Genomic DNA, 22290 nt, shown 5'->3' on the forward strand with positions numbered 1-22290 from the left:
GGCAAGGACGCGGGCCGTCCGCCGACACGGCGCGGATGCGCGATGCGGGAGGATGGAGCACGTGGCATCCCAGGTGAACCCTCCCCGCGGCATGCGCGACATGCTGCCCGCCGAGCAGCGTCGCCGCGCGCACGTCGCCGACGTCATCCGAGGCGCGTTCGCCGACCACGGCTTCGAGGAGATCGAGACGCCGGTCGTCGAGCTCGCCGAGCGACTGCACGCCGGCCTCGGCGGCGACAACGAGAAGCTCGCCTTCGGCATCCAGCGGCGCGGCCTCACGGTCGAGGACCTGCGCAGCGCGGAGAGCCCCGCGGAGCTCGCCGACCTCGGCCTGCGCTTCGACCTCACGGTGCCGCTCGCGCGCTACTACGCGACGAACCGCGCCGAGCTGCCGACGGTGTTCCGATCCATCCAGATCGCGCCCGTCTGGCGCGCCGAGCGGCCGCAGGCCGGCCGCTACCGGCAGTTCGTGCAGTGCGACATCGACATCGTGGGGGAGCCCGGCATCCAGGCCGAGCTCGAGCTCGTCGCCGCGACGGGCGACGCACTGCAGCGGCTCGGCCTCGCCGACGCGTTCGTGCGCGTGAACGACCGCCGCATCCTGCACGCGATGCTCGAGGCCGCCGGCGTCGCCGACGAGGCTCGCGAGGGCGCGCTCATCACGATCGACAAGCTCGACAAGATCGGCAGGGACGGCGTCGCCGCCGAGCTGGACGCCGCGGGCATCGACGGCGCCGCGGTGCTCGCGCAGATCGACGCCGTGGCGGGCGGCGACTGGTCGCGTCTGCCCGAGGAGGCGACCGAGGCCGTGCGCACGCTGCTCGCCGTCGATGCCGGCGACCTCGGCGTGCGGCTCGAGCTCGACCCCTCGCTCGTGCGCGGCATGGGCTACTACACGGGCGTCATCATGGAGATCGCCCACCCGGCCGTGCCGTACTCGATCGGCGGCGGCGGGCGCTACGACGGCATGGTCGGCCGCTTCCTCGGCACCGACGTGCCGGCCGCGGGCATCTCGTTCGGCTTCGAGCGGCTCATCGACCTCGTCGACCTGTCGGCGGATGCGGCCGCGGAGGTCGTCGGCATCCTCCACGACCGCGACGTGCCGCCCGAGCAGGTCGTCGCCGCCAAGCGCCGCGTCGTCGCCACCGGGCGCGGGGTGCGCGTCGCGCGGCGCACGAAGAACGTCGCCCGCGTGCTCGACGCGCTCGCCGCAGCGGGCGCGACGCACGTGCTCGCGCTGCGCGCGGACGCCGACGTCGCGGCCGAGCTCGACCTGCAGCCGCTGCGCCCCGCGGACTGAGACGCCGTAGGCTCGCATCGGACGACCGCGCTTGGCTGGCGCGCCGTCCGCGAGAGAGACAGACCACCCCCAAGCAAGGAGTCCACGTGGCATCCATCGACGCACTGCTCGCCCGCGAGATCCTCGACTCGCGCGGCAATCCGACCGTCGAGGTCGAGGTGCTGCTGTCCGACGGCGCCGTCGGTCGTGCCGCGGTGCCCTCGGGCGCGTCCACCGGCCAGTTCGAGGCGTACGAGCTGCGCGACGGCGACAAGGGCCGCTACCTCGGCAAGGGCGTGCAGCAGGCGGTCGAGGCCGTGAACGGCGAGATCGCCGACGCGATCGAGGGGCTCGCGGCCGACGACCAGCGCATCGTCGACCAGACGCTCATCGAGCTCGACGGCACGCCGAACAAGTCGCGCCTGGGCGCCAACGCCATCCTCGGCGTCTCGCTCGCCGTCGCGAAGGCCGCCGCCGACTCCGCGGCCCTGCCCCTGTTCCGCTACCTCGGCGGTCCGAACGGCCACGTGCTGCCCGTGCCGATGATGAACGTCATCAACGGCGGCGCGCACGCCGACACCGGCGTCGACATCCAGGAGTTCATGATCCTGCCGATCGGCGCGCCGTCGTACCGCGAGGCGCTGCGCTGGGGCACGGAGACGTACCACACGCTCAAGGCGATCCTCAACGAGGACGGGCTGTCGACCGGCCTCGGCGACGAGGGCGGCTTCGCCCCCGACCTGCCCACGAACCGCGCGGCGCTCGAGCTGCTCGTGCGCGCGATCGAGCGCGCCGGCTTCACGCCCGGCACGGACATCGCGCTCGGTCTCGACGTCGCCGCGAGCGAGTTCTACGAGGACGGCGTCTACCGCTTCGAGGGCAAGGAGCGCACGAGCGCCGAGATGGCCGAGTACTACGCCGACCTCGTCGCATCGTTCCCGCTCATCACGATCGAGGACCCGCTCGACGAGTCCGACTGGGAGGGCTGGACGCAGATCACCGAGCAGCTCGGCGACAAGGTCCAGCTGGTGGGCGACGACCTGTTCGTCACGAACCCCGAGCGCCTCTCGGAGGGCATCGCGAAGGGCGCCGGCAACGCGCTGCTCGTCAAGGTCAACCAGATCGGCACGCTCAGCGAGACGTTCGACGCCGTGCGCATCGCGACGGCCGCGCGCTACGCGTCGGTGCTCTCGCACCGCTCGGGCGAGACGGAGGACACGACGATCGCCGACATCGCCGTCGCCCTCAACGTCGGCCAGATCAAGACGGGCGCACCCGCCCGCTCCGACCGCGTCGCGAAGTACAACCAGCTCCTGCGCATCGAGGAGGACCTCGCGGAGGCCGCGGTCTACGCGGGCGCCGCCGCCTTCCCGCGCTTCCAGGGCTGATCGGCGCTACGCGCATGGACGAGCGGCCCGGCGGCATCCGCGGCCTCGGCCGCGCCCTCGCCTCCACGGCGAGGGCGCGCGCCGAGCGCCGCGGCGAGCAGCCGCGCCGCTCGTCCGACGCGCAGGTGGGGCGCCTGCGGCTGTCGTGGACGCTGCTCGTCGTGACGAGCCTCGTCGTCGTCGGCGCCGTCGCGCTCGCGCCCTCGATCGGGCTGCTGCTCGAGCAGCGCCGCACGATCGCCGACCTGCAGCAGCAGGTCGACGACCAGCAGCAGGCCGTCGACGACCTCGGCGAGCAGGTCGCGCGCTGGGACGACCCCGCCTACATCGAGGCGCAGGCGCGCGATCGCCTCTTCTACGTCTACCCGGGCGAGACGGCGTACGTCGTGATCGACGATCGCGGCCCGGCCGAGTCCATCGACGCGGCGCCGACCTTCACGACCGACCTCGTCGAGTCGCAGGGCGACTGGGTGCAGACGGGCATCGCGTCGATCGTGCTCGCGGGCCTCACGGACGCCGACGCCGACGAGCTCGCCGCGGGCACGCCGCTCGAGCCGCGCTGAGCGCGCCATCCATCCACGCCGACCGGAGAGCCCCGCACGTGATCGAGCCCGCCACCGACGCCGACCTCGCGACCATGACCGCGCAGCTCGGCCGGCCCGTGCGCGACGTCGTCGGCGTCTCGGCACGGTGCGGCTGCGGTGCGCCGACGGTCGTGGCGACGAGGCCGCGGCTCGCGAACGGCACGCCGTTCCCCACGTTCCACTACCTCACGCATCCCGACGCGACGATCGCGATGTCGCGCCTCGAGGCCGCCGGCGTCATGGTCGAGCTGCAGGAGCGCCTCGCCGAGCCGGGGGTCGCCGCCGCGTACCAGCGCGCGCACGAGGCCTACCTCGCCGAGCGGGCCGAGCACGGCGAGGTCCCCGAGATCGACGGCATCAGCGCCGGCGGCATGCCCACGCGCGTCAAGTGCCTCCACGCGCTGCTCGCCCACGCGCTCGCAGCAGGTCCGGGCGTCAACCCCATCGGCGACGCAGCGCTCGCGCTCAGCGAGTGGCAGCCCGAGACCTGCACGTGCAGCAGGCCCAGGGCGACGGCCGAGGCGGATGCGGTAGAGGGCGAGTCCTGACCCGCATCCGGGCAGGGGTACCATCGGAGGTGCGCAAGCACCCCTCCCACGAGCAGAGAGCCCATTCATCGTGACCACACGCATCCTCATCGTCGGCGGTGGCTACGCCGGCTTCTACACCGCGCTCGGCCTGGAGAAGATCCTCGGCCGCGGCGAGGCCGAGGTGACCGTCGTCGACCCGCTGCCGTACATGACGTACCAGCCCTTCCTGCCCGAGGTCGCGGCAGGCAGCATCGAGGCCCGCCACGCCGTCGTCTCGCTGCGCAAGCACCTGAAGCGCACCGCCGTCATCACGGCGCGCGTCACGGCCATCGACCACACGGCGAAGACCGCGACGATCTCGCCCGAGGACGGCGAGCCGTTCGACCTCGAGTACGACGAGCTCGTGCTCACCGCCGGTGCCGTCTCGCGCACCTTCCCGATCCCGGGCGTCGCCGACGTCGCGATCGGCATGAAGACGATCGAGGAGGCCGCCGCCGTGCGCGACCGCCTCATCGCGAACTTCGCACGCGCCTCCGTGCTGCCCGAGGGCCCCGAGCGCACGCGCCTGCTGACCGTCGTGGTCGTCGGCGGCGGCTTCGCCGGCATCGAGGTCTTCGCCGAGCTGCGCTCGCTCGCGACGAGCCTCATCGAGCTGTACCCGTCGATCACGATGGACGACATCCACTTCCACCTCATCGAGGCGATGGGGCGCATCATGCCCGAGGTCAGCCTCGAGACGGCGAAGAAGGTCGTCGCGCAGCTCGAGGCGCGCGAGGCGCACGTCCACCTGGACACGCAGCTCAAGTCGGCCGTCGACGGCATCGTCGAGCTCTCCACCGGCGAGACGTTCGAGTCGGACCTCATCATCTGGACGGCCGGCGTCATGGCGAACCCGATGGTGCGCAAGACGGGCCTGCCGCTCGACGAGCGCGGCCGCGTCACGGCGAAGACGACGCTCCAGGTCGTCGACGGCGACGAGATCGTGGCGAACGCCTGGACCGCCGGCGACGTCGCAGCCGTGCCCGACGTGTCGAAGACCCCCGGCCCCGGCGGCTTCTGCGTGCCCAACGCGCAGCACGCCGTGCGTCAGGGCAAGCTGCTCGCCAAGAACGTCGCCGCAGCCCTGCGCGGCGAGGCTCCCCGCGAGTACATCCACGCCAACCAGGGCGCCGTCGCGGGCCTCGGCCTCGGCCAGGGTGCGTTCCAGAAGGGCAAGATCGGCTTCACCGGTCCGCTCGCCTGGCTCGCGCACCGCGGCTACCACGGCCTCGCGATGCCCATGTGGGAGCGCAAGCTGCGCGTGTTCGGCGACTGGATGGGCGGCTTCGTGCTCGGCCGCGACGACGTGCAGCTCGCGATGCGCGAGACGCCGCGCGAGGTCTTCGAGGAGTTCGCCTCGCGGCCGAAGCCCGCGTCCGACGCCGTCGAGGCGCCGAAGGCCGCGCCGATCGCCGACACGCAGCCGGCGAAGGCCGAGGAGCAGAAGGCGGCCGCCGAGGCAGCCGACGAGAAGGCAGCGACGAAGGCCTGAGCCCCGACCTCACGACGAGGGTCGGCACCGTGATCGGTGCCGGCCCTCTCGTCGTCGGGCCGCGTGCGCGCCGCTCGCCTCAGCGGCGCTGGTCGGCGAGGAACGCCGAGACGAGCGGCAGGTAGGCGGGCGCGAGCTGCGATCGGCGGTCGACGCCGTCCGCGGGGGCGGCGACGAACATCCCCTGATCCGCGTCCGGCAGCACCGCGCCGCCCGATCGCGCGTTCGGCAGCAGCCGCTGCCCGTACGCGGCGATGCTCGCGTGGATCGAGAACGTGGGATCCGCGGCGCCCAGCAGCACGAGCACGGGGCAGCGCACGAGCGGCAGCACCGTGCTCGAGTCGTACGTCAGGATGCCGCGCAGGCGACGCAGCGACGCCGCGTCGTCGTATGGGCGCCGCACGACGGGGAACCAGGGCTCGTGCTCGTAGCGCTGCTGCAGCGCGAGGACGTCCTCGATGGGCACGTCGCTCGCGACGAGCCGCGAGCGCTCGTCGACCCAGGCCAGCGCCGAGGCCAGCGCGCGTCCCTCGAGGCCCGCGTGCACGAGCGCGCGCTCGAGCCGCTCCCGCTCGTGCTCGCGCGGCGAGGTCGCCGGCCCCGACTGGACGATGACGAAGTCGACGAGGGTCGGATCGAGCGTCGCGGCGAGCAGCGCGACCCAGCCGCCCTGCCCGACGCCGTAGAGCCCGATCGGCTGCCCGGCGGTCGCGGGGCGGCCGCGCAGCACGCGCGCGGCGTCGAGGGACTCGTGCGCGCGATCCTCGAGCGTCTGCGAGCGCCAGTCGCCGGGCGAGCCGCCGCATCCGGGTCTGTCGTGGCGCAGCACCACGGCTCCGGCATCCGCGAGCCACGCCGGCCGGCCGCCCCATCCGTAGCGGTCGCCGTCGTCGGCGCCGTCGACGAGCACGAGTCCGGGCAGGGGCGCGTCGTCCGGCACGTGGAGGATCGCCTGGAGGTCGCCCATCTCGGTGGGCACGACCGTGCAGATCTCGTGGGCGTCCTCGTCGACGAGCAGGCCAGCGCCGCGCATGGTAGCGACGCTATCAGCGGGTCCGCCGGGCTCCCAGGGGCCAGTCCCAGGCGTCACCCGCCCCGCGTCGGACGCACTAGGAGCGCCCACCCTCCCGGCGCGCCGCGCCCGATCCGGCGCCGTCCGGCGCCGACCCGTCCGGCGTCACTCCGCTCTCGGCGCCCTGCACGAGCGAGAGGGGCGCCGTGACGTCCTCCAGCGAGCGGCCGGCCGCGCTCACGCCGAAGATGCCGCAGATGACGCCGCCCGCGATCATGACGCACGAGCCGAGCACGTAGCCCCAGAAGAGCGGATCGCGATCGGTGCCGTCGCCGATGAGCGTGCCGTAGAGCACCGGTGCCGCCGCGCCGACGGCCTGGCCGATGGAGAACACGTACGAGATCACCTGGCTGCGCAGCTCGAGCGGGAAGATCTCCGACACCGTGAGGTAGGCGGCCGACGCGCCCGCCGAGGCGAAGAAGAACGACGCGCACCAGAAGATCGTGTGCGTCGTCGCGTCGAGCACGTCGGCGCGGAACAGGAACGCCGACACGAGCAGGATGAGACCGGCCAGCACGTACGTGCCGAACAGCATCCGTCGCCTGCCCCAGGTGTCGAAGAGCCGCCCGAGCACGAGCGCGCCGGTGAGGTTGCCGAGGGCGAACGCGATGAAGTACTGCGACGCCGTCGCGGGCGGCGTGTCGTAGAAGTTCTCGAGCACGAGCGCGTACGTGAAGAAGATCGCGTTGTACAGGAAGGACTGCGTCACCATCATCGTGATGCCGACGAACGTGCGCCGCGGGTACTCGCGGAAGAGGACCTTGGCGATCGTCGTGAACGGCACGCGGCCGATCTCCCGCACCGTGATGGCCTTCGTCTCGTCGACGTCGCCGATCTGCTTGCCCTCGGCGCGGATGCGGTCCTCGATCTCGGAGACGTTCCGCTCCGCCTCCTCCTCGCGGCCGTGGGTCATCTGCCAGCGCGGGCTCTCGGGGATGTGGCGGCGCAGGTAGATGAGCAGGAGGCCGAGCACGGGGCCGATGAAGAACGACAGCCGCCAGCCGAGATCCTGGCTGAAGTAGTCGGTGTTCAGGAAGAACGACGAGGCGACGGCGCCGAGCGCGGCACCGCCCCAGTACGTGCCGTTGATGGCGATGTCGACGCGGCCGCGGTACCTCGCGGGGATGATCTCGTCGATCGCCGAGTTGATCGCCGCGTACTCGCCGCCGATGCCGGCGCCGGCGACGAAGCGCCAGATGTAGAAGAACCACGGCGCGAACGACAGACCCGCGATCGCCGAGCCCAGCAGGTAGACGCCGAGCGACACGAGGAAGAGGTTCTTGCGGCCCAGCCGATCCGCGAGCCGGCCGAAGACGAGGGCGCCGAACACTTGCCCGAGCAGGTAGCACGTGCCGGCGAGACCGACCTCCTGCGCATCCATGCCGAGCGTCTGCGCGTAGCCGTTCGCCGCGACGATCTGCACCTCGAGGCCGTCGAGGATCCACGAGAACCCGAGCCCGACGACGATCATCCAGTGGAACCTCGACCACGGCAGCCGGTCCATCCTGGCCGGCACGAGCGACCGGTGCTCCTTCGCCTTCGCGTCCGTCGACGTCATCGTCTCCCCGTCCCTCGTCGTGACCTGGCTGGGGCGTCGCACGTGCGCGGCGTCCGCATACGTTCCTAGACCTCGCCCGCGCGGGCGGAGCGGGCATTGACGGATGCGACGCGTGAGGAGTAGTGGCGGGCATAGGGTGCGAGGATGCTCGACCTCGCCGCCGCGTCCCCCTTCGACGCCGACGCGCACTGGCCGTCGATGGATGCTGCCACCCGCGACCTCGACGCGCCGCTGGCCGCGCTGTCGCTGTCGGCCCTCGCAGCGAACGCCGCCGACCTCGTGCGGCGCGCGTCGGGCACGCCCATCCGCGTCGCGTCGAAGTCGGTGCGATGCCGCGCCGTGCTCGACGCCGTGCTCGCGCAGCCCGGCTGGCACGGGATCCTCGCCTACACGCTGTCCGAGGCGCTGTGGCTCGCGGAGACGTGCGACGACGTCGTCGTGGGCTACCCGAGCGTCGACCGGGCGGCGATCGCCGCGCTCGCGGCATCCGAGCGCCTCGCGAGCCGCGTGACGATCATGGTCGACGATCCCGCGCAGCTCGACCTCGTCGACGCCGTCGCCGCGCCGCGCACGCGTGCGACGATCCGCGTCGCGCTCGAGCTCGACGCGTCGTGGCGCGGACCGCTCGGCCACGTCGGACCGCGGCGCTCGCCCGTGCACGCCGCTGCGGACCTCGACTCCCTCGCCCGCGTCGTCGCCGATCGGCCCGGCTTCTCCCTCGTCGGCGTCATGGCCTACGAGGGGCAGATCGCCGGCGTCGGCGACGCGGCGAGCGCCGTCGTGCGCGCGATGCAGCGCGTCTCGGCGGCCGAGCTCGCCGAGCGCCGTGCCGACGCCGTCGCGCGCGTGCGACGCATCGCCGACCTCGCGTTCGTCAACGGCGGCGGCACGGGGTCGCTCGAGCGCACGAGCGCCGAGCCGGCCGTCACGGAGGTCGCCGCGGGCTCCGGGCTCTTCGGGCCGGGGCTCTTCGACGGCTACCGCGGCTTCCAGCCGGCGCCGGCGCTCGCGATCGCGCTGCCGGTCGTGCGCCGCCCGAGCGCCGACGTCGCGACGCTGCAGTCGGGCGGATGGATCGCGTCCGGCCCCGTCGGCGCCGACCGGCAGCCGACGATCGCCTGGCCGCGCGGGCTCGCCACGCTCGCGCGCGAGGGCTTCGGCGAGGTGCAGACGCCCGTGCGCGGCGATGCGGCGCGCGATCTGCGCATCGGCGACCGAGTCTGGATGCGCCATGCGAAGGCCGGCGAGGCGTGCGAGCACGTCGACGCGCTGCACGTCGTCGACGGCGACGCCACGATCGCAGCCGTGCCCACCTACCGCGGCGAGGGCCGCACGTTCCGGTGAGCGCACGATGACGTGGCGGAACTGGGCGCGCTCGCAGCGTGCGACGCCGACCGCGGTGCTGCGGCCGGAGGACGCCGACGAGGTCGCGGGCATCGTGCGCGCAGCCCACGAGCGGGGCGCGCGGGTGAAGCCCGTCGGCGCAGGCCATTCGTTCTCGGCCGTCGCCGTCGCGCCCGGCATCCAGCTCGACCTCGCGCGGCTCTCGGGCCTCCTCGCGGTCGATGCCGCGCGGCGCGAGGCGACGTTCGCCGCCGGCACGCCGCTGCACGCGATCGGCGACCTGCTCGCGCCGCACGGGCTCGCGCTCGAGTCGATGGGCGACATCGACCGGCAGACGCTCGCCGGCGCCGTCTCGACCGGCACGCACGGCACGGGTCTCGCATTCGGCTCCATCGGATCGACGATCGTCGCGGCGACGCTCGTGACGGGGACGGGGGAGGTGCTGCGCGTGAGCGGCAGCGAGCATCCCGAGCTGCTGCCGGCCGTCCGGCTCGGCCTCGGCGCCCTCGGGGTGCTCGTCGACGTCACGCTGCGGTGCTCGCCCGCGTTCACGCTGCATGCCGTCGAGCGCGTCGAGCCGCTCGAGGCCGTGCTCGAGGCGTGGCGCGAGCGCGCGGCCGGCGGCGACCACGTCGAGTGGTACTGGTTCCACGGCACGGACGTGGCCATCACGATGACCCGCACGCGCGGGCCCGCCGACGCGCCGCCGATGGGCCCGGGCGTCGTGCGCAGGGTCGTCGAGCGCGAGGTGCTCGCCAACGGCGCCTGGGGCGTGCTGTGCGCGGCGGCCGCCGCCGTGCCCTCGCTCGCGCCGGGCCTCGCGCGGGTCGCGTCGACGCAGTTCGCCGGCCCCGAGGTGCGCGATCGCTCGGACCGCGTCTTCGTCGCGCCCCGACGCGTGCGATTCCGCGAGATGGAGTACGGGATGCCGCTCGACGCGGTGCCGAGCGCGTTCCGCGCGATGCGCGCGCTCGTCGAGCGCCGCGGCTGGCGCATCACCTTCCCCGTCGAGGTGCGCGCCGTCGCGGGCGACGACGCGCTGCTCTCCACCGCCCACGGACGCGAGACCGGCTACGTCGCCGTGCACCGGTACTGGCGCGAGGACCCGCGCGAGCACTTCGCCGAGGTCGAGCGCGTGCTCGTCGACCACGGCGGCAGGCCGCACTGGGGCAAGCTGCACACGCGCACCGCGGCCGACCTCGAGCCGGCGTTGCCGACGCTCGCGGCCTTCCGCGCCGTGCGCGACCGCCTCGACCCCGACCGCACCTTCGACAACCCGTACCTCCGCCGCACGATCGGCTGAGCGCCGCCGGTAGCCTGGGAGCCATGCCGCTCGACACCATCACGCTCGCCGTCGTCGCCGCGATCGTCGTCATCGTGCTCGCCGTCGTGGCGTGGCAGATCGTCGCCGGGCGGAAGGTCTCGCGGGCGCGCGACGAGATCGTCGCCGCGCGCGCCCGCCTCGAGGAGGCGCGCGCCGCCGCGGCTGCCACGAGCGGGGAGCCGGCCGACGTCGCACGTGCGAACGACCGCGTCCAGCAGGAGCGTCGGGCGGTCAACGCCGCGACGCGCGAGGGCGAGGCGCTGCGCAAGCGCTTCCCGACGTCGCTGTACGCCGGCCGCATCCCCGAGCCGCAGTTCGAGGAGGCGGGCGGCGGCACCGCCGAGCCGCCGCGCATCGCGTTCTAGCCCGAAGGCCGAGCCGTCAGGATCGCAGCGTCGCGCGCAGCGCCGGCGCCCACGTGCCAGGCCCCGCGACGGCGACGGCCTCGAGCCCCTGCCACGCCGCGGCCTCGAGCACGCGCGGCGCGATGCGCGCCGCGAGCTCGCCCGCGCGATCGGCGAACGCGGGCTCGACGTGCGCGTGCTGCACGCGCAGCACGCCCGCGCGCCGATCGCTCTTGAGATCCATGCGCCCGACGATCGCGTCGCCCACGACCACCGGCAGCACGTAGTAGCCGTGCTCCCGCTCCTCGGGCGGGGTGTAGATCGAGATGCGGTAGTGGAAGTCGAACATGCGCAGGGCGCGCGGCCGGTGCCAGGCGATGGGGTCGAAGGGCGACAGCAGCGACGTCGCGTCGATCGTGCGGGGGATGCGCTGCTCGGCATGCAGGTAGGCGGGTGCACCCCATCCCTCGACCGTCACCGGCACGAGCTCGCCCGCCTCGACCAGCTGCTCGACGGCTCGCCTCGCGTCGGCGAGGTAGGCGAGGCGGTAGTAGTCGCGCAGGTCGTCGACCGTGCCGACGCCGAGGGCGACCGCCGCGCGCCGCACGAGCTCGACCGTCGCCACCTCCTCGGGCATCGCGTGCTGCAGCGCGGCCGGCAGCGCCCGCTCGGCGAGGTCGTAGACGCGCTCGAACCGTCGCCGCCCGAGCACCACGAGGTCGCCGGCGCGGAACATCGCGTGGACCGCGTGGTACGCGTCGCCGCGATCCCACCAGCCGCCCGGACCCCGCACGTTGGACGGATGCTCGAGCTCGCCGACCGTCGAGGGGCCGCGATCGCGGATGCTGGCGCGCAGCTCGTCGACGAGCCTCGCGTGCTGCGCGAGGAAGGCGGCGTTCCTGGGCTTCGCGCGGAAGCGCTCGGCGCGGAAGCGCAGCAGCGGCACGTCCTCCACCGGCACGATCGCCGCCTCGTGCGCCCACAGCTCCGTCGTGCGGCCCAGGCGCCTCGGCTGGCGGTCGTGCACGACGAGCCGATCGAGCAGGGCGCGGTCGTAGGCGCCGAGCCTGGCGAGCATCGGCAGGTAGTGGCTGCGCTCGAAGACGTTGACCGTGTCGAGCTGCAGCAGCCGCAGCCGCGCGAGGGCGCCCGAGAGCTGGCGCGTGCCCACCGACGACGGTCGCGCTCCGAATCCCTGCGCCGCGAACGCGACGCGCCTGGCCTCCGCCGCCGACAGCCGTGCTCGCGCCATGCCCTCGACCCTACGGCGCGCCACCGACGCTCATCGCCCGTGCAGGGACGACGCATGTGCGGATGCGAGCACGCGCGTCGCTAGGCTCATGCCCCATGAGGCTGTTCGGCGGGCGCGATCGCGGGGATGCGCCGACGCGCCCCGCCGCGGGCGGCGTGCCGAGCGGCGCCGACACGGTGCCGCCCGGGCTCCGCATCGCGAGCGCGTGGTCGTGGCGCCTGCTCGTCGTCGGCCTCGCGCTCGCCGCGCTCCTCTTCCTCGTGGCGCAGCTGCGCATCATCGTCATCCCGCTCATGGTCGCGGCGCTGCTGACGGCGCTCATGATCCCGCTCGTCGAGTGGCTGCAGCGACATCGCTGGCCGCGCGGGCTCGCGGTCGCGGTCGCGGTCGTGCTGCTGCTCGCCGCGGTGACGGCGCTGTTCTGGCTCGCCGTGTCGCAGATCCGCGGCGGCTACCCCGACCTGCAGCGTCGCGCGCTGGCCTCGTACGACGGGCTGCGGCAGCTCCTCCTCGAGTCGCCGCTGCATCTCACCGAGCGCGACATCTCGCGCTACACCGGCGCGGTCGTCGACGCGATCCAGCAGGACTCGCAGCAGATCCTGTCGGGGGCGCTCTCCGTCGGCTCGTCGCTCGGGCATCTGCTCGTCGGCATGCTGCTGACGATCTTCGCGACGATCTTCCTGCTCTATGACGGTGCGCGCATCTGGCGTTGGATTGTCCACATCTTCCCGCGGCGCGCGCGCCAGGCCGTCGACGGCAGCGGACGCGCGGGCTGGGTGACGCTCGGCAACTTCGTGCGCGTGCAGGTGCTCGTCGCCGCGATCGACGCCGTCGGCATCGGGCTCGGCGCCTTCATCCTCGGGCTCTTCTACGGCGGCTTCCCGCTCGTCGTGCCGATCGCGGTGCTCGTGTTCCTCGGCTCGTTCATCCCCGTCGTCGGCGCCGTCACGACGGGCGCGATCGCCGTGCTCGTCGCGCTCATCGCGCTCGGCCCGATCCCGGCCGTCATCATGCTCGGCATCGTGCTGCTCGTGCAGCAGATCGAGGGCCACGTGCTGCAGCCGTTCATCATGGGCTCGGCCGTCAAGGTGCATCCCCTCGCGGTCGTGCTCGCCGTCGCGGGCGGCTCGATCGTCGCCGGCATCCCCGGCGCGCTCTTCGCGGTGCCCGTCGTCGCCTTCCTCAACGTCGCGATCACGACGATCGCGACTGGCGCGTGGCGCACGAACCCGCGCCCGCGAGACGTCTCGGAGGTGCCGACCGCATGACGTCGCTCGACGCGCTGGGCACCATCCCCGGCCCCTCGCTCGCGGAGTTCCGCGACGCGCAGCGCACGGTCGCGCCCGCTATCCAGCGCACGCCGCTCGAGCTCTCGCGCCACCTGTCGGGCATGCTCGGCTCGACGGTGCACCTCAAGTGCGAGAACCTGCAGCGCACCGGCGCCTACAAGCTCCGCGGCGCGTACAACATGCTCTCGAAGCTGAGCGAGGAGCAGCGCGAGCGCGGCGTCGTCGCCGCCTCGGCCGGCAACCACGCGCAGGGCGTGGCGTTCGCCGCCTCCGAGCTCGGCATCCGCTCCACGATCTTCATGCCGCTCGGCGCCGCACTGCCGAAGGTGCAGGCGACGCGCGACTACGGCGCGCGCATCGAGCTGCGCGGCCTCGACTTCCAGTCGGCGCTGCAGGCGGCCGTCGCGCACGTCGCCGAGACGGGGGCGACGTTCGTGCCGCCCTACGACCACCACGACATCATCGCCGGCCAGGGCACGCTCGGCCTCGAGATCCTCGACGAGCAGCCCGACGTCGAGACGATCCTCGTGCCGATCGGCGGCGGCGGCCTCGCGGCGGGTGTCGCCTCCGCCGCGAAGCAGCGCGCTGCCGAGCTCGGGCGCCGGATCCGCGTCGTCGGCGTGCAGGCGGAGGGCGCCGCCGCCTATCCGCCCTCGCTCGCGCACGGCGCGCCCACGACGATCCACACGATGCCGACGATCGCGGACGGCATCGCGGTCGCGCGTCCGGGCGACCTGCCGTTCGAGATCATCCGCGCCTGCGTCGACGAGGTCGTCACGGTCGCCGACGACGACATCGCGCGCGCCATCATCGCGCTGCTCGAGCGTGCGAAGCTCGTCGCCGAGCCCGCGGGCGCCGTCACGACCGCCGCGATCATGACGGGAGCCGTGCGCGATGCGGGCTCGACGGTCGCGATCGTCTCGGGCGGCAACGTCGACCCCATGGTGCTCGAGCGCGTCATCGGTCGCGGCCTCGTCGCGTCCCAGCGCTACCTGCGGTTCCGCATGGACCTGCCGGACCGGCCCGGCCAGCTCGCGATCATCGCGCAGATCCTCTCCGACGAGCAGGCGAACGTCGTCGAGGTGCTCCACACGCGCCACAACGAGTGGACGCAGATCAACGCGGTCGCGATCGAGCTGTCGGTGACGACGCGCGGCCCCGAGCACGCGCAGCGGCTGCTCGAGGCGCTGCGTCGCGCCGGCTACGAGCCGCACGAGATCTAGCAGGGCGCTGCTCGCCTGCGCATGCGACGACGGCCGCCCGCGCGATGCGGGCGGCCGTCGTCGTCGTGCGCGTCAGGCGCCGCGGTACGTCTCGACGTCGAGGATCTCGACCTCGATCTCCTTGCCGCTCGGCGCGGTGTACGTCGTCGTCTCGCCGATCTTGAGGCCGAGCACGGCGGCGCCGATGGGGCTCGACTCCGAGTAGACGTCGAGGTCGTCGCCGGCCTCGTGGATCTCGCGGTTGCCGACGAGGAACGTCTGCTTGGAGCCGGCGATCGACGCCTTCACCACCGTGCCGGGCTCGACGACGCCGTTCGCCGCGGGCGCCTCGCCGACCTTGGCGGTGCGCAGCAGGTGCGTGACCTGCGCGATGCGGGCCTCGACCTGCGCCTGGTCGTCCTTCGCCGCGTGGTAGCCGCCGTTCTCCTTGAGGTCGCCCTCGTCGCGGGCCTCCTCGATGCGCTTCGCGATCTCGTTGCGCACCGGCCCGGTGAGGTTGTCGAGCTCTGCCTGGAGGCGGTCGTAGGCCTCCTGGGTCAGCCAGGTCTCCGTGGTGTCGGGCATGGGAGCCTCTCTGGATATGCGGGATGCCGGTCCGAGCGGACCGGCATTGGCGACGACCCTATCGCAGCCAGCAGCGGTAGACCAATCCGCCGATCGCCTCGTCGGCGGTGCGCACGAGCACGCTCTGGCCCGTCGTCCAGCGGTCGGACGGCTCGACGTCGAGCTCGACCCAGCCCACCGTCGTGTGGTTCTGGTCGAACGCGTTCACGGCGCAGCGCACGGGCGTGCCCGGCTCGACGGTGACGGTGAAGTCGATGCGGATGGCGTGCTCGTCGATGCGGGTCGAGCCGGTGTCCTGCGCGTCGATCGTTCCGCGCGGGTCCGCCAGGCCGCCCCATACGACCCACGCGAGCATGACGAGCACGATGCCGACGGCGACGGAGACGCCGATGATGCGATCGCGACGCCGACGCTCCGGGGTGCGGCCGTAGCGGGCTGCGAGGTCGGTCATGTCGGCGGTTCCGTGGGAGGATCGTTGGGTCCCGATCCCAGCCTAGCCTCGCGAGCGGAGGAGCCATGCGTCGCCTGCTGAGCGTGCACGCGCATCCCGACGACGAGTCGAGCAAGGGTGCGGGCACCATGGCGCGGTACGCCGCCGAGGGCGCGCAGGTGACGGTCGTGAGCTGCACGGGCGGCGAGTCCGGCGACGTGCTCAACGAGGCGTTCGCCGACACCGTGCACGCCGCGCGCGACATGGCGGGGCTCCGACGCGTCGAGATGCGGCGCGCGCAGGAGGCCCTGGGCATCGATCACATCTGGCTCGGCTACGTCGACTCCGGGCTGCCCGACGAGGGCGAGCCCGTGCGGCCGCTGTCGTTCGCGACGATCCCCGTCGAGGTCTCCGGCCGACCGCTCGTGCGCATCATCCGCCGGCTGCGCCCGCAGGTCGTCGTCACGTACGACGAGCGCGGCGGCTACCCGCATCCCGACCACATCCGCTGCCACGAGATCACGATGTGGGCGATCGAGCACGCCGCGAGCGACGCGAGCCCGGAGCTCGGCGAGCCGTGGGCCGTGTCGAAGGTCTACTACGACCGCATGTCGTCGTCCGACAAGGTCGAGGCGTACCTCGCGGACTACGAGCTGCACGACCCCGAGTCGGATCGCATCGAGCGCATCCGCGAGATGGCCGAGTGGATGCGCGACCGCACGCCGCGCGTGACGACGCGCGTCGACGTGAGCGACCACCTCGACGCTCGCGACGCCGCGCTGCGCGCGCATGCGAGCCAGGTCGCACCCGACACCCCGTACTTCTTCTGGCCGCACGACGTCGTGCGCCGCGCATGGCCGACCGAGGACTACGAGCTCGTGCGCTCGACCGTGGGCGAGACCCTGCCCGAGACCGACCTGTTCGCAGGGATCGACGAGGAGTGACCACCATGCTCGCCAGGCTCGCCACGACCGCGCAGGGCTACGACCCCGACTCGGTGACGCCGGGCGTCATCGGCTTCGTCGCGACGGCCGTCGTCGCGGTGATCGTGTGCTTCCTGCTGTTCGACATGAACCGCCGCGTGCGGCGCGTGCGGTACCGCGAGGAGGTGCGCGCGCAGATCGCCGCCGAGCAGGCGGATGCGGACGCCGAGGCGCCGAGGGACGGCGAGGGCGGCGTCGCCGCATCCTCGCCCGTCGAGCCGTCGACGCCGGAGCCGGGCGGCCGCCAGGGCTGACGCCGTCAGAGCACGTGCACGGCGGTCGCACGCCAGCGCTCGTCGAGGCCCTCGAGCCGCATCGCCACGGCGCGCGTGCGGCCGGGGGAGCGCACGATCGCCGTCGCCTCGACGACGCCGTCGCCGGGGTGCGTGACGACGACGGGTCCCACGTCGTAGTGCGCGCGGATGGGCTGCTGCCGTCGCAGCGCCCGTGCCCGTCGCGCCGCGATCGATCGTCGTGCGAGATGCAGGTAGGTGTCCTCGGTGACCCAGCGCGCGAGCTGCTCGACCTCGCGGGCGCCGAGGAGCACCTCGATGACGCAGCGCGTGAGGTTCTCGACGAGGGGCGTCGGATCGGGCAGATCCCGGGTCGAGCACGGCTGGTAGTCGAAGTACTCGTCGAGCGCTGCGGCCGACATCCTCGCCCGTGGCATGTGCTCTGCTCCTCGTGTCCTGGGTCGTGGCGCACACCGTAGACCGGCTCGCGGATGCTGGGAATGGGCAGGACTCCCCATCTGTGGACAATCGCGCCCGCCGACGGCCAGGGGACTGTGGACAGCGCGACGGGCGCTGCCGCCCCGGCGGCTAGCGTCGGCGCGTGCGCTTCGACGACCTGTTCGACGACCTCGAGAGCCAGCTCGAGGCCGAGCTGGGAGCGCACGAGCGCGACACCCTCGCCGAGGAGGAGCGCTTCCGCGTCGGCAGGCTCGAGCTCGTCGAACGGCTGCGCGCCGCGCCCCGCTCGCTCGACCTGCGCCTGCGGTCTGGCGAGCGGCTGCGCATCGAGCGACTCGCGGTCGGCAGGGACTGGCTGAGCGGCACGATCCGCGACGTCGGCGGCGACGGCGCCGGCTGCATCGTGCCGATGCGCTCCATCGCGGGGGTGCGGCTCGACGACGACGCGGTGACGCGGTCCCTCGCATCCGCGCCCGCGCCGCACGGTGCGCCGCCTCCGCTCGCGGCGCGCCTCAGCCTCGGCTTCGCGCTGCGCGACCTCTCGCGGCGGCGCGCAGCCGTCGAGGTGCGATGCCCCGCGCCGCTGCACGGCACGATCGATCGCGTGGCACGCGACCATCTCGACCTCGCGATCCACGAGGCGGGCACGACCCGGCACCCGCGCCACGTGGTCGGCGTCGAGCTCGTGCCCTTCGCGGCGATCGACTGGGTGCGCCTGCCGTAGTCCGAGGGCCGGCGTCAGCGGCGTCGGTCGTGGCCGAAGAGATCGGCGATCGACGCGGTCTGCGACTCCTGCCACAGCGCGCCGCGCCGCTGCGCCTCGTACTGCTCGTCGATCCACGACTGCAGCACCGCGAGCTCGATGCGCCAGCCGCCCGCGACGCGGATGCCGGGCAGCGAGCCGGAGTCGACGAGCGCGACGACGTCCCGCGGCTCCACCCCGAGCATCTCGGCGGCGTCCGCGGCGCTGAGGAAGCGGCGCTCGATCACGGCACCCATGATGCTCCTCGACGCGCTGGGCGGGATCGGGGGTTGTGGAGAGCGCGTCGGCTGTGGACAGCCGCGACGGGCGTCGGCCGCGCTCTGGCACGGTACCTGCACGCACCCACCCGGGTGCGCTCGACGGCAGGAGGAATCGGATGCGACGCGCATGGCTCGACCCGCGGCTCGCGATCGGAGCCGCCCTCGTGGTGGCGTCGATCGTCGGGGTGTGGCTCCTCGTCCAGTCGACGAGCCGCTCGACGACGGTGTGGGTCGCGAGCGAGACGCTGCTGCCCGGCGACGTCATCGGTGCCGACGACGTCGTGGCGACCGAGCTGCGCATGGAGGGCGCGACCGACGCGTACCTGTCCGCCGCGGCGACGCCCGAGGGCCTCGTCGTCGTCTCGCCCGTCGGTGCGGGCGAGGCGCTGCCGCTGACCGCGCTCGGCGATCCCGAGTCCGTCGACCTCGCGACCGTCGTGCTCGCGCTCGACGGGGGCCTCGCCTCGAGCGTCGCGGAGGGCAGCGTCGTCGACGTGTGGGCGGCGCCGCCGGGCGAGCAGGGTGCGTTCGAGGCTGCGACGGTGCTCGTGGCCGACGCGATCGTCGTGGGCCTCGTGGAGGACGACGGCATCATCGCCGACGACGCGGTGCGGCTCGAGGTGCTCGTGCCGCGCGAGGATGTCGCGGGCGTGCTCGACGCCGTCGCCAACGCGCACGCCGTCCACGTCGTGCCCGTCGCGACCGCGGTGACGCCGTGACGACCTTCGCGATCTCGGCGCCGCTCGAGCGCGAGGACGCGCTCGCGGAGCTCGCCAGGCGGCACGGGCACCGCGTCGCCGTCCGTGCCGCGCGGGCGAGCGAGCTCGTCGAGCGGCTCGCGCACGTCGAGGTCGACGCCGTGCTGGTGTCGCCGACGGCGCCGCACCTCGACGGCGAGCTCGTGCGCGCATGCGACGCCAGGGGCGTGCGCGTGCTCGCCGTCGTCGACGACGCCGCGGACGCGGGCGCGGCGCGTGCATTCGGCGTCGAGTCGGTGCGCTTCGCCGACGGCTTCCCGGCGATCGAATGGGCGATCGTCTCGCCGCACGCGAGCCGCGAGCAGCGGCCGCGGGGGCGCGTGCTCACGGTATGGGGACCGGCGGGCGCACCCGGTTGTACCACGGCGGCCATCGGGCTCGCGACCGAGCTCGCCGCTCGCGGCCAGCGGGTCGCGCTCGTCGACGCCGACAGCCATGCCGCATCCATCGCGCCGGCGCTCGGGTTGCTCGACGAGGCGCCGGGGTTCGCCGCCGCCGCGCGACTCGTGCGCACCGGCAGCCTCACGGTCGACGAGCTCGGACGCGTCGCGCAGACGCTGCAGACCGCGCTCGGCGACGTGCAGGTGCTCACGGGCATCACGCGGGCCGGGCGCTGGCCCGAGCTCGCGGCGGATCGCGTCGCAGGCGTGCTCGACGCCTGCCGCGACTGGGTGGACTGGACGATCGTCGACGTCGCGTCGAGCCTCGAGCGCGACGAGGAGATCTCCAGCGACGTCTTCGGGCCGCGCCGCAACGCCGCCACCATCGCGGCGTTGCGCGCCGCCGACCGCGTGGTCGCCGTCGCGAGCGGCGACCCCATCGGCATGACGCGGCTGCTGCGCGCGTACCCTGACCTCGTCGACGTCGTGCCGTCGGACCGCATCGCCGTGGTCGTGAACAAGGTGCGCACCGGCGGCGCCGGGCTCGCACCCGCCACGAGCGTCGCGCAGACGCTGCAGCGCTTCGGCGGCATCGCGCCGAGCGCGCAGTGGCCGCTCGACCAGGGCGCCGTCGACGCCGCGCTGCTGTCGGCTCGCCCGCTCATCGAGGTCGCTGGGCGCTCGCGACTGCGGCGGGCGATGCAGGCGACCGCCGTCGACCTGCTGCCCGCGCAGCCGACGCGTACGGCTGCGCGCGCCGCCGCACGGGGCGCGCGCAGGCGAGGGATGCGGTTCGCACTACGCTGACGCAGGTGACGACCCTCGCGACGCTCGTCGAGCAGCACGCCCGCCCCGGGGCCCCCGACGTGCCCTGGTTCCACCGGCTCGTGGGGGACTGGCAGCTCATCGCCGACCTCGCGTTCGCCGACGTCGTGCTGTGGCTGCCCACCGAGGGCCCCGACGGCTTCGTAGCTCTCTCGCATGCGCGCCCCTCGTCGTCCGGCACGCTCTTCTACCGCGACTTCATCGGCCAGCCGGTGCGGAACGCATGGCGCAGCCAGATCGACGACGCCTACCGCTCGCATCGCATCGTCGAGGCGACGCACCCCGAGCCGGGCACCGACGGCGACACCCGCGTGCGCGCCGTGCCCGTCGCGCGCCGCGTCGGCGAGGAGCTCGTGACCGTCGCCGTCATCACGACGCACTCGAACGTCGCCGAGCGCACGCCAAGCAGGCAGGAGCTCACGTTCAAGCAGTGCGCCGACGACCTGCTCGGCATGATGACGGTCGGCGACTACCCGGACGAGTCGGCGCCGACCGGTCCGCGCCGCGGCGCGCCGCGTGCATCCGACGGCCTCATCCGGCTCGACAGCGCCGGCACGGTGACGTTCGCGAGCCCCAACGCGCTCTCGGCCTTCGTGCGCCTCGGCTTCCGCGAGGAGCTCGAGGGGCGCTCGCTCGCCGAGGTCACGACCGAGGTCATCGACGAGTCGCACGACGTCGACGAGACGCTGCCGCTCGTCGTGACCGGACGCGCGCCGTGGCGCACCGACATCGAGACGCATGCGGTGACGATCTCCTTGCGCGCCGTGCCGCTGCGGCGCGACGGCGAGCGCATCGGCGCGATCGTGCTCGCGCGCGACGTCACCGAGCTGCGGCACCAGGAGCAGTCGCTCATCACGAAGGACGCGACGATCCGCGAGATCCACCATCGCGTGAAGAACAACCTGCAGACCGTCGCGGCGCTGCTGCGCATCCAGGCGCGTCGCACGCACTCCGAGGAGGCGCAGCAGGCGCTCGTGAACGCCGAGCGCCGCGTCGCGTCGATCGCGGTCGTGCACGACACGCTCTCGGAGGGGCTCAGCCAGTCGGTCGACTTCGACGCCGTCTTCGACCGCACGCTCAAGCTCACGAGCGAGGTCGCCTCGATCCATCACGCGCAGGTGCGCACGGAGCGCCGCGGGTCCTTCGGCGTGCTGCCCTCCGCCTACGCGACGCCGCTCGCGCTCGCCCTCACGGAGCTCGTCACGAACGCCGTCGAGCACGGGCTCGAGGGCAGGCAGGACGGCCTCGTGCGCATCAACGCCGACCGCGACGACGACACCCTCACGGTGCGCGTCTGCGACAACGGCTCGGGCCTGCCCGCCGGTCGCGTGGGATCCGGGCTCGGCACGCAGATCGTGAAGACGCTCATCACGGGCGAGCTCTCGGGCGCGATCGACTGGGGCCAGCGCGTCGATCAGGGCACGGAGGTCACGATCCAGGTGCCGCTGCGCTTCCTCGACCGCGACTGACGTCGCCCGGCGGGCGCCCCCGGGAACGCGACGACGGGCCGGCCCCGTGGGGCCGACCCGTCGGTCGTTCGAGCGGCTGGGCTCAGCTGGCGCGGCGCGCGCGTGCGGCGCGACGCTTGAGCGCGCGGCGCTCGTCCTCGCTGAGACCGCCCCACACGCCCGAGTCCTGGTTGGTCTCGAGGGCGTACTGCAGGCACTGCTCCGTCACGGGGCAGCGAGCGCAGACGGTCTTGGCCTTCTCGATCTGGTCGATCGCAGGACCCGTGTTGCCGATCGGGAAGAACAGCTCCGGGTCGACCGTCAGGCATGCGGCGTCGTCGCGCCAATCCATAGGGGCACTCCTTGTAATGTGAGGTGAGAGGTTCCATGCGTGCAGGCGAGCACGCGAAGACTCAGATGGGGCGGCGTCGTCGCCAGCGACCCAAGGAGCAATGCTCCCACACCGGCC

24 protein-coding genes are annotated in these 22290 nt (G+C 73.5%); 16 read left to right on the forward strand and 8 right to left on the reverse strand.

Annotation, left to right across the window (positions count from 1 at the left end):
• Positions 1–61 precede the first annotated feature (61 nt).
• The 5 genes from C1N71_RS03995 to C1N71_RS04015 all read left to right on the forward strand — a co-directional run bounded on the left by C1N71_RS03995 (position 62) and on the right by C1N71_RS04015 (position 5312).
• A complete protein-coding gene (locus tag C1N71_RS03995; RefSeq protein WP_137755235.1) occupies positions 62–1300 on the forward strand; it encodes a histidine--tRNA ligase in 1239 nt (412 codons plus the stop codon).
• Positions 1301–1386: 86 nt separating this feature from the next.
• Positions 1387–2667 (forward strand): phosphopyruvate hydratase, encoded by a 1281-nt coding sequence (eno, locus tag C1N71_RS04000; protein ID WP_137755236.1) that lies wholly within the window; start codon positions 1387–1389, stop codon positions 2665–2667.
• Positions 2668–2681: 14 nt separating this feature from the next.
• Positions 2682–3230: an FtsB family cell division protein gene (locus C1N71_RS04005; protein WP_137755237.1), complete on the forward strand. Its 549-nt coding sequence runs from the start codon at positions 2682–2684 to the stop codon at positions 3228–3230.
• Positions 3231–3304: 74 nt separating this feature from the next.
• A complete protein-coding gene (locus tag C1N71_RS04010) occupies positions 3305–3799 on the forward strand; it encodes a DUF501 domain-containing protein (RefSeq protein WP_137757182.1) in 495 nt (164 codons plus the stop codon).
• Positions 3800–3869: 70 nt separating this feature from the next.
• Positions 3870–5312: an NAD(P)/FAD-dependent oxidoreductase gene (locus tag C1N71_RS04015; RefSeq protein ID WP_441297166.1), complete on the forward strand. Its 1443-nt coding sequence runs from the start codon at positions 3870–3872 to the stop codon at positions 5310–5312.
• A 79-nt stretch (positions 5313–5391) separates the two neighbouring features.
• Here C1N71_RS04015 and C1N71_RS04020 read toward each other — a convergent pair whose 3' ends face one another.
• Complete coding sequence (locus C1N71_RS04020; protein WP_137755239.1) at positions 5392–6345, reverse strand: alpha/beta hydrolase family protein; 954 nt, start codon at positions 6343–6345, stop codon at positions 5392–5394.
• Positions 6346–6421: 76 nt separating this feature from the next.
• Complete coding sequence (locus tag C1N71_RS04025) at positions 6422–7942, reverse strand: MFS transporter (RefSeq protein WP_137755240.1); 1521 nt, start codon at positions 7940–7942, stop codon at positions 6422–6424.
• 144 nt (positions 7943–8086) lie between these two features.
• Here C1N71_RS04025 and C1N71_RS04030 point away from each other — a divergent pair, with 144 nt between their 5' ends.
• Genes C1N71_RS04030 through C1N71_RS04040 form a run of 3 tightly spaced genes read left to right on the forward strand, consistent with a single transcriptional unit; the run spans position 8087 to position 10975 of the window.
• Positions 8087–9286, forward strand: a complete 1200-nt coding sequence (locus C1N71_RS04030; RefSeq protein ID WP_137755241.1) for an alanine racemase — start codon at positions 8087–8089, stop codon at positions 9284–9286.
• A 7-nt stretch (positions 9287–9293) separates the two neighbouring features.
• The gene (locus C1N71_RS04035) at positions 9294–10589 is read left to right on the forward strand and encodes a D-arabinono-1,4-lactone oxidase (RefSeq protein WP_137755242.1); all 1296 of its coding nucleotides are present in this window, start codon (positions 9294–9296) and stop codon (positions 10587–10589) included.
• 23 nt (positions 10590–10612) lie between these two features.
• Entirely contained in the window at positions 10613–10975 is a 363-nt protein-coding gene (locus C1N71_RS04040) for a hypothetical protein (RefSeq protein ID WP_137755243.1), read from the forward strand.
• A 16-nt stretch (positions 10976–10991) separates the two neighbouring features.
• Here C1N71_RS04040 and C1N71_RS04045 read toward each other — a convergent pair whose 3' ends face one another.
• Positions 10992–12206, reverse strand: coding sequence for a winged helix-turn-helix domain-containing protein (locus tag C1N71_RS04045; protein ID WP_137755244.1), 1215 nt, complete (start codon positions 12204–12206; stop codon positions 10992–10994).
• A 95-nt stretch (positions 12207–12301) separates the two neighbouring features.
• Between C1N71_RS04045 and C1N71_RS04050 the strand changes: the two genes are divergently transcribed.
• Positions 12302–13474, forward strand: a complete 1173-nt coding sequence (locus tag C1N71_RS04050) for an AI-2E family transporter (protein WP_254678090.1) — start codon at positions 12302–12304, stop codon at positions 13472–13474.
• Positions 13471–14718 (forward strand): threonine ammonia-lyase, encoded by a 1248-nt coding sequence (gene ilvA / locus C1N71_RS04055; protein ID WP_137755246.1) that lies wholly within the window; start codon positions 13471–13473, stop codon positions 14716–14718. Before C1N71_RS04050 ends, ilvA begins: the two co-directional genes overlap by 4 nt.
• Before the next feature lie 72 nt (positions 14719–14790).
• Here the strand turns inward: ilvA and greA are convergent, their stop codons facing one another.
• Positions 14791–15282, reverse strand: a complete 492-nt coding sequence (gene greA / locus C1N71_RS04060) for a transcription elongation factor GreA (protein ID WP_137755247.1) — start codon at positions 15280–15282, stop codon at positions 14791–14793.
• A gap of 58 nt (positions 15283–15340) precedes the next feature.
• Positions 15341–15733, reverse strand: coding sequence for a DUF4307 domain-containing protein (locus tag C1N71_RS04065; RefSeq protein WP_137755248.1), 393 nt, complete (start codon positions 15731–15733; stop codon positions 15341–15343).
• 65 nt (positions 15734–15798) lie between these two features.
• On the opposite strand from C1N71_RS04065, the gene mca reads away from it, so the two are divergent.
• Positions 15799–16656, forward strand: a complete 858-nt coding sequence (mca, locus tag C1N71_RS04070; protein WP_175414092.1) for a mycothiol conjugate amidase Mca — start codon at positions 15799–15801, stop codon at positions 16654–16656.
• A 5-nt stretch (positions 16657–16661) separates the two neighbouring features.
• Positions 16662–16949 (forward strand): hypothetical protein, encoded by a 288-nt coding sequence (locus C1N71_RS04075; protein WP_175414093.1) that lies wholly within the window; start codon positions 16662–16664, stop codon positions 16947–16949.
• A 5-nt stretch (positions 16950–16954) separates the two neighbouring features.
• Here C1N71_RS04075 and C1N71_RS04080 read toward each other — a convergent pair whose 3' ends face one another.
• On the reverse strand, positions 16955–17365 hold the full coding sequence (locus C1N71_RS04080; protein WP_254678091.1) for an Rv3235 family protein: 411 nt from the start codon (positions 17363–17365) through the stop codon (positions 16955–16957).
• A gap of 164 nt (positions 17366–17529) precedes the next feature.
• Here C1N71_RS04080 and C1N71_RS04085 point away from each other — a divergent pair, with 164 nt between their 5' ends.
• A complete protein-coding gene (locus tag C1N71_RS04085) occupies positions 17530–18111 on the forward strand; it encodes a hypothetical protein (protein WP_137755249.1) in 582 nt (193 codons plus the stop codon).
• Between the two features lie 14 nt (positions 18112–18125).
• Here C1N71_RS04085 and C1N71_RS04090 read toward each other — a convergent pair whose 3' ends face one another.
• Positions 18126–18386 (reverse strand): helix-turn-helix domain-containing protein, encoded by a 261-nt coding sequence (locus C1N71_RS04090; RefSeq protein WP_254678092.1) that lies wholly within the window; start codon positions 18384–18386, stop codon positions 18126–18128.
• 140 nt (positions 18387–18526) lie between these two features.
• Here C1N71_RS04090 and C1N71_RS04095 point away from each other — a divergent pair, with 140 nt between their 5' ends.
• From C1N71_RS04095 to C1N71_RS04105, 3 genes are read left to right on the forward strand one after another with little or no spacing between them, the layout of a single operon-like run.
• Positions 18527–19129, forward strand: coding sequence for an SAF domain-containing protein (locus C1N71_RS04095; protein ID WP_137755250.1), 603 nt, complete (start codon positions 18527–18529; stop codon positions 19127–19129).
• On the forward strand, positions 19126–20355 hold the full coding sequence (locus C1N71_RS04100; protein WP_137755251.1) for an AAA family ATPase: 1230 nt from the start codon (positions 19126–19128) through the stop codon (positions 20353–20355). Before C1N71_RS04095 ends, C1N71_RS04100 begins: the two co-directional genes overlap by 4 nt.
• A gap of 5 nt (positions 20356–20360) precedes the next feature.
• Entirely contained in the window at positions 20361–21842 is a 1482-nt protein-coding gene (locus C1N71_RS04105; RefSeq protein ID WP_137755252.1) for a sensor histidine kinase, read from the forward strand.
• Positions 21843–21924: 82 nt separating this feature from the next.
• Here the strand turns inward: C1N71_RS04105 and C1N71_RS04110 are convergent, their stop codons facing one another.
• The gene (locus tag C1N71_RS04110) at positions 21925–22173 is read right to left on the reverse strand and encodes a WhiB family transcriptional regulator (RefSeq protein ID WP_092505597.1); all 249 of its coding nucleotides are present in this window, start codon (positions 22171–22173) and stop codon (positions 21925–21927) included.
• Between the last annotated feature and the right edge of the window lie 117 nt (positions 22174–22290).

Source organism: Agrococcus sp. SGAir0287 (assembly GCF_005484985.1).
GTDB lineage: Bacteria > Actinomycetota > Actinomycetes > Actinomycetales > Microbacteriaceae > Agrococcus.